We start from the raw sequence: 15,047 nt of genomic DNA on the forward strand, positions 1-15,047 counted from the left end.
CGCCCAGTCTAAAAAAAGGAGGCCGCGTTAACCTTTTTGCCAATGACAGTCGCCAGGGTGGACTGGCAAGAAAGCAAAGATGACAGTGAGGGAGTTCACAGTTTCAGGGAAAGAGAGCTAATTTTGCCGATGTGATACAGGCCGCATTTCCGGATCTTTCCAGCCGTTTCTTGAAAAACTGACAGCCTTTGCCCGTTTTGCGGTCAAAAATTCAAGGTGCGATTCGCCGCCCTTATTTACTATTTTGAGAACATTTCTCATTAGTGGATGGGCGTCATTATGACCGTATTACACAGCGTGGATTTTTTCCCTTCCGGCATCACGCCGGTCGCTATCGAACCGCGTCTGCCGCAGTCGGCCTTTCCGGAACATCACCATGATTTTCATGAGATTGTGATAGTGGAGCACGGCACCGGCATTCATGTTTTCAACGGCCAGTCCTACACCATTAGCGGCGGCACCGTTTGCTTTGTGCGCGACCACGATCGGCACCTTTATGAACATACCGATAACCTCTGTCTTACTAATGTGCTCTATCGTTCACCGGATGCGTTTACCTTCCTCGCCGGTCTGAACCAGCTGCTGCCGCAGGAGCAGGACGGACATTACCCCTCTCACTGGCGGGTCAATCAGTGCGTATTGCAGCAGGTTCGCCAGATCATCGGCCAGATGGAGACGGTGGGGGACGGGATGGACATGGCAACGGCGGCGAACCGGGAGATCCTTTTTATGCAGCTGCTGGTGCTGCTGCGTAAAAGCAGCCAGCAGGAGGGGGCGCTCAGTAACGACGCCCGCCTGAATCAGCTTATTTCATGGCTTGAAGACCATTTCGCCGAAGAGATCTGCTGGGAGTCGCTGGCGGACAGGTTCGCGCTGTCGCTGCGGACGCTGCATCGCCAGCTTAAGCAGTACACCGGGCTGACGCCCCAGCGTTACCTGAACCGCCTGCGCCTGATCAAAGCGCGTCATATGCTGCGCCATAGCGACGACAGCGTTACCGACATCGCATTTCGCTGCGGTTTCGGCGACAGTAATCACTTTTCAACCCTTTTTCGTCGAGAGTTTAACTGGTCGCCCCGCGATATCCGCCAGGGACGCGACGTGCAGCTGCAATAGCAGTAACGAGAAGGCTGTCACCGATTTATCCGCAAAAATCCGCTAATACTATGAAGTTGTGGCCAAATCCTGGAACACGGAAAAAACGTCAATATGAAGGTAGCCCGGATAAGGCGAAGCCGCATTCGGGAAAACACCGGGTGCGCTGGCGCTTACCCGGACTACGCCGTTTTATAAACTCAGGGTGACTTGTCAAAAATCTTTAAGTTTCGGCTGAGGTGATGCGGTGGGTAACCAGTTAATACTTCGTAAAGCGGATTTTTTCCCCCGCCAAGGGCAGGCGGTGGCGGTGGCGGATCGCTACCCGCAGAACGTGTTTGCTGAACATACCCATGAGTTTTATGAACTGGTGCTGGTCTGGCGCGGCAACGGCCTGCATATCTTCAACGACAGACCGTATCGCATCACCCGCGGCGATCTGTTCTACATTCGCGCCGAGGATAAACACTCTTACGCGTCGGTTAATGACCTGGTGCTGCAAAATATTATCTACTGCCCGGACCGGTTGACTCTGAACCTTGACTGGGCAGCGCATATCCCCGGCCTGAATGATGTTGACCGCACGCCGCACTGGCGGCTGGGCAGTACGGGTATGACGCAGGCCAGGCAGGTGATCACCCAGCTGGAGCAGGAGAGCGCCAAAACAGACGCACTGGCGAACAGCATGGCCGAGGCGCTATTCGCCCAGTTGGTGATGACCCTGCATCGCCACCGCTTTACGGCCGATAACCAGGCCGCTACCCACAGCGAAGCGCTGCTGGATAAGCTGATTACCGCGCTGTCCGGCAGCCTGAACCGCGCGTTCATCCTGGAGCGATTTTGCGAACAGGAACAGTGCAGCGAAAGAACGCTGCGCCAGCAGTTTCGCACCCAGACCGGGATGACCATCAACAACTATCTGCGTCAGCTGCGGATCTGCCATGCCCAGTATCTGCTGCAGCATTCCGATTTGATGATCGGCGAGGTCGCCATGCGCTGCGGCTTCGAAGACAGCAACTACTTTTCAGTGGTGTTTACCCGCGAAACCGGCATGACGCCAAGCCAGTGGCGGCAGCGGCGGAATGAAGCGGCGTAGCCGCTGGCAAAATCACGGTCAGCCCGTCTCCCTTATACCTGTGTCCGCCCTCGTCATAACATAATGTTATAACCACACTAACACTACGGCATTGATAAACATTTTCAATATCATTTAACTAACTATAATGAACCAACTGCTTACGCGGCGTTAACAAATCAGCCGCCCGACAATAATGGAGATAACTATGAGCTATACACTGCCGTCCTTGCCGTATGCGTATGATGCCCTCGAACCTCATTTCGACAAGCAGACGATGGAAATCCATCACACCAAACATCACCAGACCTACGTTAACAACGCTAACGCGGCGCTGGAAAGCCTGCCGGAACTGGCTAACCTGCCGGTTGAAGAGCTGATTACCAAACTGGATCAGGTACCGGCGGATAAAAAGACCGTGCTGCGCAACAACGCGGGCGGCCACGCTAACCACAGCCTGTTCTGGAAAGGCCTGAAAAAAGGCACCACGCTGCAGGGCGACCTGAAAGCGGCTATCGAGCGTGACTTCGGTTCCGTTGAGAAATTCAAAGAAGATTTCGAGAAAGCAGCAGCAACCCGTTTCGGCTCCGGCTGGGCGTGGCTGGTACTGCAGGGTGACAAACTGGCGGTTGTTTCCACCGCGAACCAGGACTCCCCGCTGATGGGCGAAGCCATTTCTGGCGCGTCCGGTTTCCCAATCCTCGGCCTGGATGTCTGGGAACACGCTTACTACCTGAAATTCCAGAACCGTCGCCCGGACTACATCAAAGAGTTCTGGAACGTGGTCAACTGGGACGAAGCGGCTGCCCGCTTTGCTGCTAAAAAATAAGGCTTTTTTATCGCGCTGAGCCTGCGCGCTGTGACAAGCCCCTGCCGATGCCCTCGGCAGGGGCTTTTTTTATCCTGGAGAAACGCCATAAATCGATAGAAACAATGATCCATTAAAAATGAAATAATGTTTTGTTTTGCACGCGAGATCACTTTTCTGCCTGTGATGACGCTCTAACATTTCTTCATCAGCGCTGGAAACGCTCCGTAAAAGGGCGCGATGGCGCAAAAAAAATCGGTGTTTTTTACAGGTGATGATATGCAAATCAAACGTGCAATTGAAAAAATCCCGGGCGGCATGATGCTGGTCCCGTTGTTCCTCGGTGCGCTGTGCCACACCTTCTCGCCGGGCGCAGGAAAGTATTTCGGCTCGTTTACTAACGGCATGATCACCGGGACGGTGCCAATCCTTGCCGTCTGGTTCTTCTGCATGGGCGCCTCTATTAAACTCAGCGCCACCGGCACCGTGCTGCGTAAGTCCGGCACGCTGGTCGTCACCAAAATCGCAGTCGCCTGGATTGTGGCCGCCGTGACGTCACGCCTTATTCCGGCCCACGGCGTAGAAGCGGGTTTCTTCGCCGGGCTGTCGACGCTGGCGCTGGTCGCCTCTATGGATATGACCAACGGCGGGCTGTACGCCTCCATCATGCAGCAGTACGGCACCAAAGAGGAGGCGGGCGCTTTTGTGCTGATGTCCCTCGAATCCGGCCCGCTGATGACGATGATTATCCTCGGTACTGCCGGGATTGCCTCCTTTGAGCCGCATGTCTTTGTCGGTGCGGTACTGCCATTCCTGATTGGTTTCGCGCTGGGCAACCTTGACCCGGAGCTGCGGGAGTTCTTTACCAAAGCGGTACAAACCCTGATTCCTTTCTTCGCCTTCGCGCTGGGGAACACCATTGATCTGAGCGTTATCGCCCAGACCGGCCTGCTGGGAATTCTGTTGGGCGTTGCGGTCATCGTGATTACCGGTATTCCGTTAATTATCGCCGACAAGCTGATTGGCGGCGGCGACGGTACGGCCGGGATCGCGGCCTCCAGTTCAGCGGGTGCCGCCGTCGCCACGCCGGTGCTGATTGCCGAAATGGTGCCGGAGTTTAAAGCGATGGCGCCAGCGGCCACCGCGCTGGTAGCGACCTCGGTAATCGTAACCTCTATTCTGGTGCCGATTTTAACGTCTCTCTGGTCGCGCAAAGTCAAAGGCGCGGCGGTAACGGAACAGCTACGCAATGCGGTGAAGTAACCCCTTGAGAAAAAAGGCCCGGCAGATATCACGCTGCCGGGCCTTTTTTTAGCTTCTGCCGCCAAAAATCTCATCAACCTGCCTGCACTGCGCCTCAGACAACGCGCCGCCGGCATTGCGTGACACCGCGCTGCAATAGCCGAACTTCCGCGATACCACCGTTTTGATGGTGGTGACAAAATCGTCCCCGATGGTGTAGATGGACATGTACTTGCCTATTTCCTGCTGGGCGTGATGCAGGGCGGGCAGATCGCCGCGCTTCCAGGCGTCGCGCGCGCTGACAAACAGCTCCGGCATAACGTTATTCAGCCCGGAGATTACGCCCGCCCCGCCCGCCAGCAGATTAGGAATGTAATATTCGTCATACCCGGAAAGTACCGCGAAATCGTCACGAACCGCCTGCGTCGCCAGAATCATAGCGCGCGTGTGCGACTGGCAGTCGACGGTGTCTTTAACACCGGCAAAATGGGGAAATTCCGCGGCAAGGGTGGCGATTAACGTTGGCGTCAGGTCACAGCCGGTGCGGGCGGGGAAATTATAGGCAAACCACTTGCCGTCAAGCTGTCGCCCCAGATTGCGAAAGTAGGCCAGCAGCTGCGCCTGAGTCTGCCCGTAGTAATAGGGGGGCAGAACCATTACCGCATCGTATTGCGCGCGCCGGGCCTCTTCGGCCATTTTCAGCACATCATCAAGGCAGGTGGAGGAGACATTCGCCACCATCGTCAGCGGCGTCATCGCCCGCGCCTGGCGAATAAGGGCAAGCCGCTCTTCAAAGGTAAAAGAGGCGAACTCGCCAATGCTGCCCATCAGCAGCACCACATCAATTCTGGCTTCGGTCAGGCGGGCAAGATGCTGGCTTAACCCCTCTAAATCGACTTTACCTTCGGTGGTCATTGGCGTAATTGACGGGCACCAGACGCCATAAAATGGGTTCTCATTCTTCACGTCATATTCTCCTCGGATATGAAATACCGTTTCACTTATCAGTTACAGTGATAGCACGCCGCCGGGGGAAGCATGTGCACCGGGGTCGCATTTTTGTACGAAAAGTGGTGAAAAAATGTGATGTAATAATGCGTCAACCAGTTAGCCAGGAGGGAAGATGCGTCATCCGGTTATTGTATTTACAGGCGGCGTGAAGGAGTACGCGGGCAGTCGGCCCAGCGCGATTGCAAAATTACAGGTCGAAGGCGAACTCACCTTAACCGAGCGGGGGCTGGCGGGGGATAAGCAGGCCGAAAAGGTCATCCACGGCGGCCCGGATCGCGCGTTGTGCCACTATCCGCGCGAGCATTACGCGTACTGGATGCAGGTTCTGCCTGAGCAGGCCGGGCTGTTTTATGCTCCCGCTTTTGGTGAAAATCTCTCCACCGAAGGGCTGACCGAAAGAAACGTATTCATTGGCGATATCTTCCGCTGGGGCGAGACGCTGATTCAGGTCACGCAGCCGCGTTCTCCCTGCTTTAAGCTCAATTACCATTTCCAGGTGGCGAATATGGCGGAAATTATGCAGGCAAGCGGGCGAGTCGGCTGGCTGTATCGGGTGATTGCCGGAGGAAAGGTCAATGCCTCGGAGCCGCTTGAACTGGCGTCGCGCAACAGTGACGTAAGCGTATTCGATGCCGCCGCCATCGCCTGGCACATGCCCTTCGATGACGATCAGTACCGTCGGCTGATGTCGGCGGCAGGGCTGTCGGTAAGCTGGATGAGAACCATGCAAAAGCGGCGCGACAGCGGCAAAATTGAGAACAGTGCGCGCCGGTTATGGGGAAGCGCTACCCCTGCTCCTGACCAGCGAGCAGGGGAGTAACTAGGCGCGTTTATATAACGGCAGCCAGAGGGTTAAGCGTAGCCCGCCAAGCGGGCTATCATCGGCTTTTACCCAGCCGCGGTGCTGCTGGATAGCGGTTTCGACAATCGCCAGCCCCAACCCGGTGCCGCCGGATTCACGATCGCGCGCCTCATCGGTGCGATAGAAGGGGCGGAAAATTTGCTCACGATCGTCAGCGCTGACGCCCGGGCCGTCATCGTCGACGTTGATGGTGATGCCGTCTTTATCGACCGAGAAGTTCACTTCGATTTTCGTGTGCGAATAGCGCAGCGCGTTACGGACGATGTTTTCCAGCGCGCTCTCCAGAGCGCTGGGGTTGCCATACAGCGGCCACGGCCCCGGCGGGAAATTCACCGTCAGCGATTTGCCCATCTGCTCCGCTTCGAAAGCGGCGTTATCCAGCACTTCATTCCATAACTGATTGGCTTTTACCGTCTCGCTGACCAGCGCGTTCTTCTGTTGGTTACGCGACATCACCAGCAGATCGTTGATCATGCTGTCCAGCCGCTGCGCTTCGGTTTCAATCCGCTCCAGCTCTTTGCTCTCGCCGCTGCGGCGCCGTAACAGAGCGGTGCCAAGCTGTAAACGCGTTAACGGCGTGCGCAGTTCGTGGGAGATGTCAGAAAGCAGGCGCTGCTGGGTGGTCATCATCCTTTCCAGCGCGGTGACCATCTGGTTAAAGCTGGCCCCGGCGGCGAGAAACTCCTGCGGCCCGGCCTCCAGTTCCGGATGCTGGCGCAGGTTGCCCTGGGCTACTTCATCCGCCGCGTTTTTCAGCTTGCGCGCCGGTTTCGCCAGGCTCCATGCCAGCCACAGCAATAGGGGAGAGCTGATAAGCATGGTGACGATCAACAGCAGCAGTGGCCGGTCAAACAGCAGGTTGATAAAGTCCGACTGGGAGTTGCTGGCGGGGCGAATAAGATAGAGTTGATAATTATCCTCGCCATCGCGCACGGAAAACGGCCCTACCAGCTCCACCCGACCATATTTCTTTTTCTGCGGGTGGTCGGAGTTATCCGCCTGGCCAATAAAGTTGCGGATGATCTGCATTTCACTGCGTTCAGCGCCAATAACGCGCCCTTCGCTGGTCACCAGCACCAGCCGCTGCCCCGGCGGCGCCCATTTATCAATGGCGCGAAAAAGCCGACGCCACCACATCAAATCATTGGGCGGGTCGTTTGCCAGCTCGGCTTCTACATGCTGCTCTATCATCACGCCCTGACGCTGCTCGCTATCAAGCAGCTCCGTCATCTGGCGTGAATCCAGTTTGGGCACCATTAAGACCAGCATCAGCACCAGAGCCAGCGTTAACCAGAAAATGGCGAAGATGCGGGCGGTCAGGCTTCCTATCATGAAGCGGACACCATCAAATAGCCCCGTCCACGTAAGGTTTTAAACCACGGATGGCCGTCTTTACGCTCCGGCAATTTACGGCGCAGGTTGGAAATATGCATATCGATGGCGCGGTCAAACGGCGTCAGGCGCTTACCCAGCACTTCCTGGCTAAGATGTTCTCGGGAAACCACCTGGCCTAAATGCTGCGCCAGCAGATAGAGCAGGGTAAATTCTGTACCGGTGAGCTCCAGCGACTGCCCGTCAAAGCTCGCCTCCTGACGGCCCGGATTGAGGCTGAGCGCGTCCACTTCCAGCGTTGGCGAGCCGTTATCGCTATTCTGCTGCTGTTCGCTCCAGTGCGAGCGGCGCAGAATGGCGCGAATGCGGGCCACCAGTTCGCGGTCGTTGAAGGGCTTCGGCAGATAGTCATCCGCCCCGAGTTCGAGGCCGAGCACGCGATCCAGTTCGCTGCCGCGCGCGGTTAACATAATAACGGGGGTCTGGTGCGTCTGGCGTAATTCTTTAAGCGTATCGATACCGTTTTTCTTCGGCATCATCACATCAAGTAAAAGTAAATCGATGCTGTCATCAAGCAGAGCGAGGGCCTGCTCCCCGTCATGGGCGACCAGCACGTTAAAACCTTCCATGTCGAGCAGTTCTTTCAACAGGGATGTAAGCTCTCGGTCATCATCTACTAAAAGGATTTTATTCATTGTTTAAATACCTCCGAGGCAGAAATTACGTCATCAAGAGTCGCTAATCCATGACTTTACGTTGTTTTACACCCCCTGACGCATGTTTGCAGCCTGAATCGTAGACTGATTCTCGTTGATTCGCGATACAGAAAGTTTTTGGGAGCAAATGATGCGCAAAGTTACCGCTGCCGTCATGGCCTCAACACTGGCGCTAAGTGCTTTTAGCCAGGCTGCTGAAGTCGTAACAGGCGATAACTGGCACCCGACTGAGGTTCTCGCGCACCGTACTGGCCAGAGCCATATGTTTGACGGCATCCATTTAACTGAACAACAGCGTCAACAAATGCGAGATTTAATGCAGCAGGCGCGGCACGATCAGCCTCCTGTTAATGTTAGCGAAATGGAGACAATGCATAGCCTTGTCACCGCAGAAAGTTTTGATGAAAGCGCTGTGCGCGCCCAGGCAGAAAAAATGGCGCAGGAGCAAATAAGTCGTCAGGTTGAGATGGCGAAAGTCCGCAACCAGATGTACCACCTGCTTACGCCTGAGCAGCAAGCGGTTTTACAGCAGAAACACCAGCAACGGATGGTTCAGCTGCGTGAAGTAGCGCAAATGCAGCAAAGTTCGCCGTTGAAAATGTTAAGTCGTAGTAGTAACTAGCGTTCCCAGTAATGAACCCTGTTTTCCTTGCCATAGACACCATCCCTGTCTTCCCCCACATGATGTGGGGGTTTTTTTGCCTGAATTTCGTAAAAATTTCTCTTCATTAGTCCGCTAAAACCCTACCCACTGAATTGGGCAAAATTTTGCGTAATCGACCCGTATTCATCCAATAGAAATTTTGTTTCTTAATATTGATCGTAAACAAGACAATTAGTGACAAAATAACTATATACTATTGATAATTATAGCTTATTTATTCACATGGATTATATTAAAAGGATTTACATTTATGGCTAGTATGGTTTTTTGTCGGGGTTGTGGTAAAGAGATTCACGAAACCGCCCTTTCCTGCCCGCACTGTGGCGCTTCACAACGCGACGGCAGTTCAAAAAGCAGAATTTCAGCCGCGTTGTTAGCGTTCTTTTTAGGTGGGTTCGGGGCGCATAAGTTTTATTTAGGACGCGTGGGCCAGGGAATTGTGTACTTAATTTTCTTCTGGACCATGATTCCGGCGATCGTTGCGTTTGTTGAATTCATCCTGCTGCTGTGCATGTCGGATGAAGACTTTGCGCGTAAATACGATAAATAAGCGGGCGAGGGGAGGTTAACATTGCCAACGGAGCGTTTGTACTGCTGGTGGTGGTGAAAGATAAGTCGCTCTTGTATAAACCCCTTACCCCTGCACTGGCCCCACATAATGTGGGGCTTCGTATTTAAACCCGCAGCCTGATTTTTCTTTTCTTTTATGGCCTTCGTTATACTACCCACAGTAGCCTGTGGGAGCCTTTATGAATCAAACTTATGGAAAGCTGGTCAGCCGCGCGGCAATTGCTGCGACCATCATGGCCTCGTCATTATTACTCATTAAAATTTTTGCATGGTGGTACACCGGTTCGGTGAGTATCCTGGCGGCACTGGTGGATTCACTGGTGGATATCGCCGCGTCGCTCACCAACCTGCTGGTGGTGCGTTACTCTCTGCAACCGGCTGATGATGAGCACACCTTCGGGCATGGCAAAGCGGAATCGCTGGCGGCGCTGGCGCAAAGTATGTTTATTTCCGGCTCGGCGCTGTTTCTCTTTTTGACCGGTATCCAGCACCTGGCCAACCCGGAGCCGATGCGCGCGCCGGGAATTGGCGTGGTTGTTACCGTGATTGCGTTAATCTGTACTGTGATGCTGGTCACCTTTCAGCGCTGGGTGGTGCGAAAAACCCAGAGTCAGGCGGTGAGGGCAGATATGCTTCATTATCAGTCTGATGTTATGATGAACAGCGCTATTTTGATTGCGCTTGGGCTGTCGTGGTACGGCTGGCATCGTGCAGACGCACTATTTGCGCTAGGGATCGGCAGCTATATTTTGTACAGTGCCCTACGCATGGGCTATGAAGCGGTTCAGGCATTACTCGACCGCGCCCTGCCCGACGAGGAGCGCCAGGAGATTTTCGCGATTGTCACCTCCTGGCCCGGCGTAAGCGGCGCGCACGATCTTCGCACGCGGCAGTCAGGGCCGACCCGCTTTATTCAAATACATTTAGAAATGGATGATAACCTCCCGCTGGTTGAGGCGCATATAGTGGCCGAACATGTGGAGCAGGCCATTCTGCGCCGTTTCCCCGGCGCGGATGTCATCATCCATCAGGATCCCTGTTCAGTTGTACCTCAAGGACGATAAGCGCGTAGAAGCTGTCGTAATCTGTTGTAAAAATAAGTGAGTCACGCCCGGTTTTGTGTATAAATTACCGCCACATGGGCTGACCTGAATCAATTCAGCAATGGCGAATTGAGATAATAATTGCAGCATCGTTGTTAGCTCCCAATGGGAGCTGTTAAGGCCAAACAGAACATATTTTGCATTCCTAAGTTCAGAGGTAGTCATGATTAAAAAAATCGGTGTGTTGACAAGCGGCGGTGATGCGCCGGGCATGAACGCGGCAATCCGTGGCGTGGTCCGTGCGGCATTGACAGAAGGTCTGGAAGTAGCGGGTATTTATGATGGTTATCTCGGCCTGTATGAAGACCGCATGATCCAACTCGACCGCTATAGCGTGTCGGACATGATTAACCGCGGCGGTACCTTCCTGGGCTCAGCCCGCTTCCCGGAATTCCGCGAAGAGCACGTCCGCGCCGTGGCTATTGAGAACATGAAGAAGCGTGGCATCGACGCGCTGGTTGTTATCGGCGGCGACGGCTCTTACATGGGTGCGAAGCGCCTGACCGAAATGGGTTTCCCCTGCATCGGCCTGCCGGGCACTATCGATAACGACGTTGCCGGCACCGACTACACCATCGGCTTCTTCACTGCTCTGGATACCGTGGTAGAGGCGATTGACCGCCTGCGTGACACCTCCTCCTCCCACCAGCGTATCTCCATTGTGGAAGTGATGGGCCGTTACTGCGGCGACCTGACCCTGGCGGCGGCTATCGCAGGCGGCTGTGAGTTTATCGTACTGCCGGAAGTCGAATTCAGCCGTGAAGACCTGGTGGCAGAGATCAAAGCCGGTATAGCGAAAGGTAAAAAACACGCCATCGTGGCGATTACCGAGCATATCTGTGATATCGATGAGCTGGCGAGATATATTGAATCTGAAACGCAGCGTGAAACCCGTGCTACCGTACTGGGCCATATCCAGCGCGGCGGTTCGCCGGTTCCTTACGACCGCATTCTTGCTTCCCGTATGGGCGCATACGCCATTGAACTGCTGCTGCAGGGCCACGGCGGCCGTTGCGTAGGTATTCAGAACGAAAAACTGGTGCACCATGACATCATCGACGCTATCGAAAATATGAAGCGTCCGTTCAAAGGCGACTGGCTCGAGTGCGCTAAAAAACTGTATTAATTTTACTGCCTCTCTCCTGTCGGGAGAGGGGCATTTTTCTGCCTTTCGTTATTCCTGCCTGTTATAGCCAATCTTTTTTTATTCTTTAATGTTTGGACGCCTTTCTGGCACGCTTTGCTCATCACAACACAACATAAGAGATGCGGGCGATGAACAAATGGGGCGTGGGACTAACTTTGCTGCTGGCTTCCGGCAGCGTGCTGGCGAAAGATATTCAGCTTTTAAACGTGTCGTATGACCCGACCCGTGAGCTGTACGAGCAGTACAACAAAGCGTTCAGCGCGCACTGGAAGCAGGAGACCGGGGATAACGTTGTTATTCGCCAGTCGCACGGCGGCTCTGGTAAACAGGCGACCTCCGTTATCAACGGCATTGAGGCGGATGTGGTCACCCTGGCGCTGGCTTATGACGTGGATGCGATTGCCGAACGTGGCCGTATCGACAGAAACTGGATCAAGCGTCTGCCGGACAACTCCGCGCCTTATACCTCCACCATCGTCTTCCTGGTGCGCAAAGGAAACCCGAAACAGATTCACGACTGGAATGATTTAATCAAGCCAGGGGTGTCGGTCATTACGCCGAACCCGAAAAGCTCCGGCGGCGCGCGCTGGAACTATCTGGCGGCCTGGGGCTACGCTCTGCATCAGAACGGCGGCGATCAGGCAAAAGCGCAGGAATTCGTCAAGGCGCTGTTTAAAAACGTAGAGGTGCTGGACTCCGGCGCGCGCGGCGCAACCAACACCTTTGTTGAGCGCGGCATTGGCGACGTGCTGATCGCCTGGGAAAACGAAGCGCTGCTGGCCACCAACGAACTGGGTAAAGACAAGTTTGAGATCGTTACCCCAAGCGAGTCTATTCTCGCGGAACCCACCGTCTCCGTCGTGGATAAAGTGGTAGAGAAAAAAGGCACGCAAAAAGTCGCCGAAGCTTACCTGAACTATCTCTACACGCCGGAAGGGCAGGAAATTGCGGCGAAAAACTTCTACCGTCCGCGGGACAAAGCCGTTGCGGCGAAATATGAGAGCGAGTTCCCGAAGCTTAAGCTGTTCACTATCGACGATGTCTTCGGCGGCTGGACGAAAGCGCAAAAAGAGCACTTCTCTAACGGCGGCACCTTCGACCAAATCAGTAAACGCTAATCATCTGGCGAGGTAGCCCGGCTAAGCGCATCCGGGCATGTCGGGTGCGCTTAGCCGGGCTACTTCGTGCCGCTTTCATTTTATCCCTTTCCAACTCTGGGCTATGCTTCCTGTTCCCCCGGCAAGGAGCGAACAATGAAGACAGCCCGTCTGATTTTACTCTCGCTGGCGGCCGCTGCGGTGTTAGCAGCCGCAGGCGGCGGTTACTGGTGGAACAGCAGCGAGCGGGATCGGCTTCGCCAGATTGTTCTTGATGAGTGTGTGCCAAATGAACGGGATAACCAGGCGCCGGCCCCCTGTGCGCAGGTGAATCTCCGTAACGGCTATGCGCTGCTTAAAGATCGTAACGGGCCGCTGCAATATCTGCTGCTGCCCACCTGGCGCATCAACGGCATTGAGAGCCCGCTGTTGCTTAAACCGCAGACGGCCAATTTCTTCTGGCAGGCCTGGCAGTCGCGCAGCGTGTTGAGCAAGGCGCGAGGCGATGCGGTGCCCGATAATGCCATTGCGCTGACCATCAATTCGCGTACGGGCCGCACCCAGAACCATTTGCACATTCATATTTCCTGCCTGCGGCAAGAGGTACGCGCAAAACTGGATCAACAGGCATCGCGCATCAGCAGCCAGTGGCTTGCCTTTCCGGGCGGTCTTGCCGGGCATACCTGGCTGGCGCGCCGCGTTACCGGCGCGGAACTGGTACAGCGCAGCCCCTTTTTAATGCTGGCCGAAGAGGTTTCAGGCGCCCGTGAGCGCATGGGGCGCTATGCGCTGGCGCTGGCGCAGCAGACCGATGGCTCATTCGTACTGCTGGCAACGGAGCGTAACCTGCTAACGCTCAACCGGGGATACGCCGAATCGCTGCAGGATCATCAGTGCGCAATACTCAAATAGCCCCACCAGAATTGGCGTTTACGTGACCAGTCCGCCGCCGTAGACTTGCTGAAAATTTCTCCTGGAGACAGGTATGTCGCTCTGGTTAACTCACCCGTTGTTTTTACCCGCCGTGATTATCGGCATCACCATTGTGCTGTGGGCGACGTCGCTGTTGCCGGAATTTATCACTGCGCTGCTCTTTTTCACGGCGGCGATGGTGGCGAAAATCGCGCCGGCGGAAGTCATCTTTGGCGGCTTTGCCTCTTCGGCTTTCTGGCTGGTGTTCAGCGGCTTTGTGCTGGGCGTCGCCATCCGTAAAACCGGGCTGGCGGACCGGGCGGCCAGAGCGCTTTCCGCCAGGCTTACCCATTCCTGGCCGCTGATGGTGGCGAGCGTGGTGCTGCTGACCTACGCGCTGGCGTTTGTCATGCCGTCCAATATGGGCCGTATCGCTCTGCTTATGCCCATTGTGGCGGCAATGGCGGGGCGCGCCGGGATTAACGAAGGCACGCGCGCGTGGTACGGGCTGGCGCTGGCGGTCGGGTTTGGCACTTTTCAGCTATCGGCGACCATTCTGCCCGCTAACGTGCCTAACCTGGTGATGAGCGGGGCGGCAGAAGGCTCATACGGCATTCATCTCAACTATGTGCCTTATCTGCTTTTACACACGCCGGTGCTTGGCATTCTGAAAGGGCTGATTCTGATTGGCCTTATCTGCTGGCTTTTTCCCGGTCGACCCCATGCGCCAAAGGATCTTACCCCGCCTGCTCCCATGAGCCGGGACGAAAAGCGCCTTGCCTGGCTGCTGGCGTTGGTGCTCATCATGTGGGTGAGCGAAAGCTGGCACGGCATCGGCCCGGCCTGGACGGGGCTGGCGGCATCGGTCGTGGTGATGCTGCCGCGTATCGGTTTTATCAGCGGCGATGAGTTTTCCAGCGGGGTAAATATCCGCACCTGCATTTATGTCGCGGGCATTCTGGGGCTGGCGATTACCGTGACCCAGACCGGGATTGGCGGCGCGGTGGGGGATGCGTTGCTGCACGTCATGCCGCTGGACCCGGCTAACCCCTTTACCAGCTTCCTGGCGCTGACGGGTATCACCACGGCGCTCAATTTCATCATGACCGCAAACGGCGTACCGGCGCTCTATACCACCCTGGCCCAGAGCTTTTCGCAAGCCACCGGCTTTCCGCTGCTGAGCGTCATTATGATTCAGGTTTTGGGTTATTCGACGCCTCTGCTGCCGTATCAGGCGTCGCCGATTGTGGTTGCGATGGGGCTAGGGAAGGTGCCAGCTAAAGCGGGAATGCTGCTCTGTATTGCGCTGGCGCTGGCAACGTATCTGGTGCTGCTGCCGCTGGATTATCTCTGGTTTACCGTACTGGGGCGGTTGTAAACGTATAAGAAGTGCCCCTCTCCGTTCACGAAGAG

At 55.4% G+C, this 15,047-nt stretch carries 15 protein-coding genes; 12 read left to right on the forward strand and 3 right to left on the reverse strand.

Annotated elements, in window-relative coordinates:
- The first annotated feature begins 279 nt into the window (after positions 1 to 279).
- The 4 genes from rhaS (at position 280) to kdgT (ending at position 4,241) form a co-directional block, all read left to right on the forward strand.
- A complete protein-coding gene (rhaS, locus tag ENTHG_RS22285; RefSeq protein WP_044185398.1) occupies positions 280 to 1,116 on the forward strand; it encodes an HTH-type transcriptional activator RhaS in 837 nt (278 codons plus the stop codon).
- A 226-nt stretch (positions 1,117 to 1,342) separates the two neighbouring features.
- A complete protein-coding gene (gene rhaR, locus ENTHG_RS22290) occupies positions 1,343 to 2,191 on the forward strand; it encodes an HTH-type transcriptional activator RhaR (RefSeq protein ID WP_044185401.1) in 849 nt (282 codons plus the stop codon).
- A gap of 187 nt (positions 2,192 to 2,378) precedes the next feature.
- The gene (sodA, locus tag ENTHG_RS22295; RefSeq protein WP_044185404.1) at positions 2,379 to 2,999 is read left to right on the forward strand and encodes a superoxide dismutase [Mn]; all 621 of its coding nucleotides are present in this window, start codon (positions 2,379 to 2,381) and stop codon (positions 2,997 to 2,999) included.
- 258 nt (positions 3,000 to 3,257) lie between these two features.
- A complete protein-coding gene (gene kdgT / locus ENTHG_RS22300; RefSeq protein ID WP_044185562.1) occupies positions 3,258 to 4,241 on the forward strand; it encodes a 2-keto-3-deoxygluconate transporter in 984 nt (327 codons plus the stop codon).
- 48 nt (positions 4,242 to 4,289) lie between these two features.
- On the opposite strand, the gene ENTHG_RS22305 is transcribed toward kdgT, so the two are convergent.
- Positions 4,290 to 5,186: a dihydrodipicolinate synthase family protein gene (locus ENTHG_RS22305; RefSeq protein ID WP_071825928.1), complete on the reverse strand. Its 897-nt coding sequence runs from the start codon at positions 5,184 to 5,186 to the stop codon at positions 4,290 to 4,292.
- A gap of 157 nt (positions 5,187 to 5,343) precedes the next feature.
- Here ENTHG_RS22305 and yiiM point away from each other — a divergent pair, with 157 nt between their 5' ends.
- On the forward strand, positions 5,344 to 6,051 hold the full coding sequence (gene yiiM, locus ENTHG_RS22310; RefSeq protein ID WP_044185410.1) for a 6-hydroxyaminopurine reductase: 708 nt from the start codon (positions 5,344 to 5,346) through the stop codon (positions 6,049 to 6,051).
- On the opposite strand, the gene cpxA is transcribed toward yiiM, so the two are convergent.
- Together cpxA and cpxR are read right to left on the reverse strand one after the other, a co-directional pair.
- Entirely contained in the window at positions 6,052 to 7,425 is a 1,374-nt protein-coding gene (gene cpxA / locus ENTHG_RS22315; protein ID WP_044185414.1) for an envelope stress sensor histidine kinase CpxA, read from the reverse strand.
- Complete coding sequence (gene cpxR / locus ENTHG_RS22320; protein WP_044185417.1) at positions 7,422 to 8,120, reverse strand: envelope stress response regulator transcription factor CpxR; 699 nt, start codon at positions 8,118 to 8,120, stop codon at positions 7,422 to 7,424. Before cpxR ends, cpxA begins: the two co-directional genes overlap by 4 nt.
- 151 nt (positions 8,121 to 8,271) lie before the next feature.
- On the opposite strand from cpxR, the gene cpxP reads away from it, so the two are divergent.
- The 7 genes from cpxP (at position 8,272) to ENTHG_RS22355 (ending at position 15,012) form a co-directional block, all read left to right on the forward strand.
- Positions 8,272 to 8,763, forward strand: a complete 492-nt coding sequence (gene cpxP / locus ENTHG_RS22325; RefSeq protein WP_044185565.1) for a cell-envelope stress modulator CpxP — start codon at positions 8,272 to 8,274, stop codon at positions 8,761 to 8,763.
- A gap of 292 nt (positions 8,764 to 9,055) precedes the next feature.
- Entirely contained in the window at positions 9,056 to 9,355 is a 300-nt protein-coding gene (locus ENTHG_RS22330) for a TM2 domain-containing protein (protein ID WP_044185420.1), read from the forward strand.
- Between the two features lie 199 nt (positions 9,356 to 9,554).
- Positions 9,555 to 10,439, forward strand: coding sequence for a CDF family cation-efflux transporter FieF (fieF, locus tag ENTHG_RS22335; protein WP_044185423.1), 885 nt, complete (start codon positions 9,555 to 9,557; stop codon positions 10,437 to 10,439).
- Positions 10,440 to 10,641: 202 nt separating this feature from the next.
- Complete coding sequence (gene pfkA, locus ENTHG_RS22340) at positions 10,642 to 11,604, forward strand: 6-phosphofructokinase (protein ID WP_044185426.1); 963 nt, start codon at positions 10,642 to 10,644, stop codon at positions 11,602 to 11,604.
- Positions 11,605 to 11,753: 149 nt separating this feature from the next.
- Positions 11,754 to 12,743, forward strand: a complete 990-nt coding sequence (locus ENTHG_RS22345) for a sulfate ABC transporter substrate-binding protein (protein WP_044185569.1) — start codon at positions 11,754 to 11,756, stop codon at positions 12,741 to 12,743.
- A gap of 135 nt (positions 12,744 to 12,878) precedes the next feature.
- The gene (locus ENTHG_RS22350) at positions 12,879 to 13,634 is read left to right on the forward strand and encodes a CDP-diacylglycerol diphosphatase (RefSeq protein WP_044185429.1); all 756 of its coding nucleotides are present in this window, start codon (positions 12,879 to 12,881) and stop codon (positions 13,632 to 13,634) included.
- A gap of 73 nt (positions 13,635 to 13,707) precedes the next feature.
- Positions 13,708 to 15,012, forward strand: a complete 1,305-nt coding sequence (locus ENTHG_RS22355; RefSeq protein WP_044185432.1) for an SLC13 family permease — start codon at positions 13,708 to 13,710, stop codon at positions 15,010 to 15,012.
- Positions 15,013 to 15,047: the final 35 nt, after the last annotated feature.

Origin of the sequence: Phytobacter massiliensis JC163, from assembly GCF_000321045.1 — a bacterium.
In the GTDB taxonomy this organism is placed as follows: Bacteria; Pseudomonadota; Gammaproteobacteria; order Enterobacterales; family Enterobacteriaceae; genus Phytobacter_A; species Phytobacter_A massiliensis.

Excerpts from the sequence above, each read along its gene's own strand:
- rhaS (WP_044185398.1), top strand. The coding sequence starts at position 280 with ATGACCGTATTACACAGCGTGGATTTTTTCCCTTCCGGCATCACGCCG.
- sodA (WP_044185404.1), top strand. The coding sequence starts at position 2,379 with ATGAGCTATACACTGCCGTCCTTGCCGTATGCGTATGATGCCCTCGAA.
- kdgT (WP_044185562.1), top strand. The coding sequence starts at position 3,258 with ATGCAAATCAAACGTGCAATTGAAAAAATCCCGGGCGGCATGATGCTG.
- yiiM (WP_044185410.1), top strand. The coding sequence starts at position 5,344 with ATGCGTCATCCGGTTATTGTATTTACAGGCGGCGTGAAGGAGTACGCG.
- cpxA (WP_044185414.1), bottom strand. The coding sequence starts at position 7,425 with ATGATAGGAAGCCTGACCGCCCGCATCTTCGCCATTTTCTGGTTAACG.
- cpxR (WP_044185417.1), bottom strand. The coding sequence starts at position 8,120 with ATGAATAAAATCCTTTTAGTAGATGATGACCGAGAGCTTACATCCCTG.
- cpxP (WP_044185565.1), top strand. The coding sequence starts at position 8,272 with ATGCGCAAAGTTACCGCTGCCGTCATGGCCTCAACACTGGCGCTAAGT.
- ENTHG_RS22330 (WP_044185420.1), top strand. The coding sequence starts at position 9,056 with ATGGCTAGTATGGTTTTTTGTCGGGGTTGTGGTAAAGAGATTCACGAA.
- fieF (WP_044185423.1), top strand. The coding sequence starts at position 9,555 with ATGAATCAAACTTATGGAAAGCTGGTCAGCCGCGCGGCAATTGCTGCG.
- pfkA (WP_044185426.1), top strand. The coding sequence starts at position 10,642 with ATGATTAAAAAAATCGGTGTGTTGACAAGCGGCGGTGATGCGCCGGGC.
- ENTHG_RS22345 (WP_044185569.1), top strand. The coding sequence starts at position 11,754 with ATGAACAAATGGGGCGTGGGACTAACTTTGCTGCTGGCTTCCGGCAGC.
- ENTHG_RS22350 (WP_044185429.1), top strand. The coding sequence starts at position 12,879 with ATGAAGACAGCCCGTCTGATTTTACTCTCGCTGGCGGCCGCTGCGGTG.
- ENTHG_RS22355 (WP_044185432.1), top strand. The coding sequence starts at position 13,708 with ATGTCGCTCTGGTTAACTCACCCGTTGTTTTTACCCGCCGTGATTATC.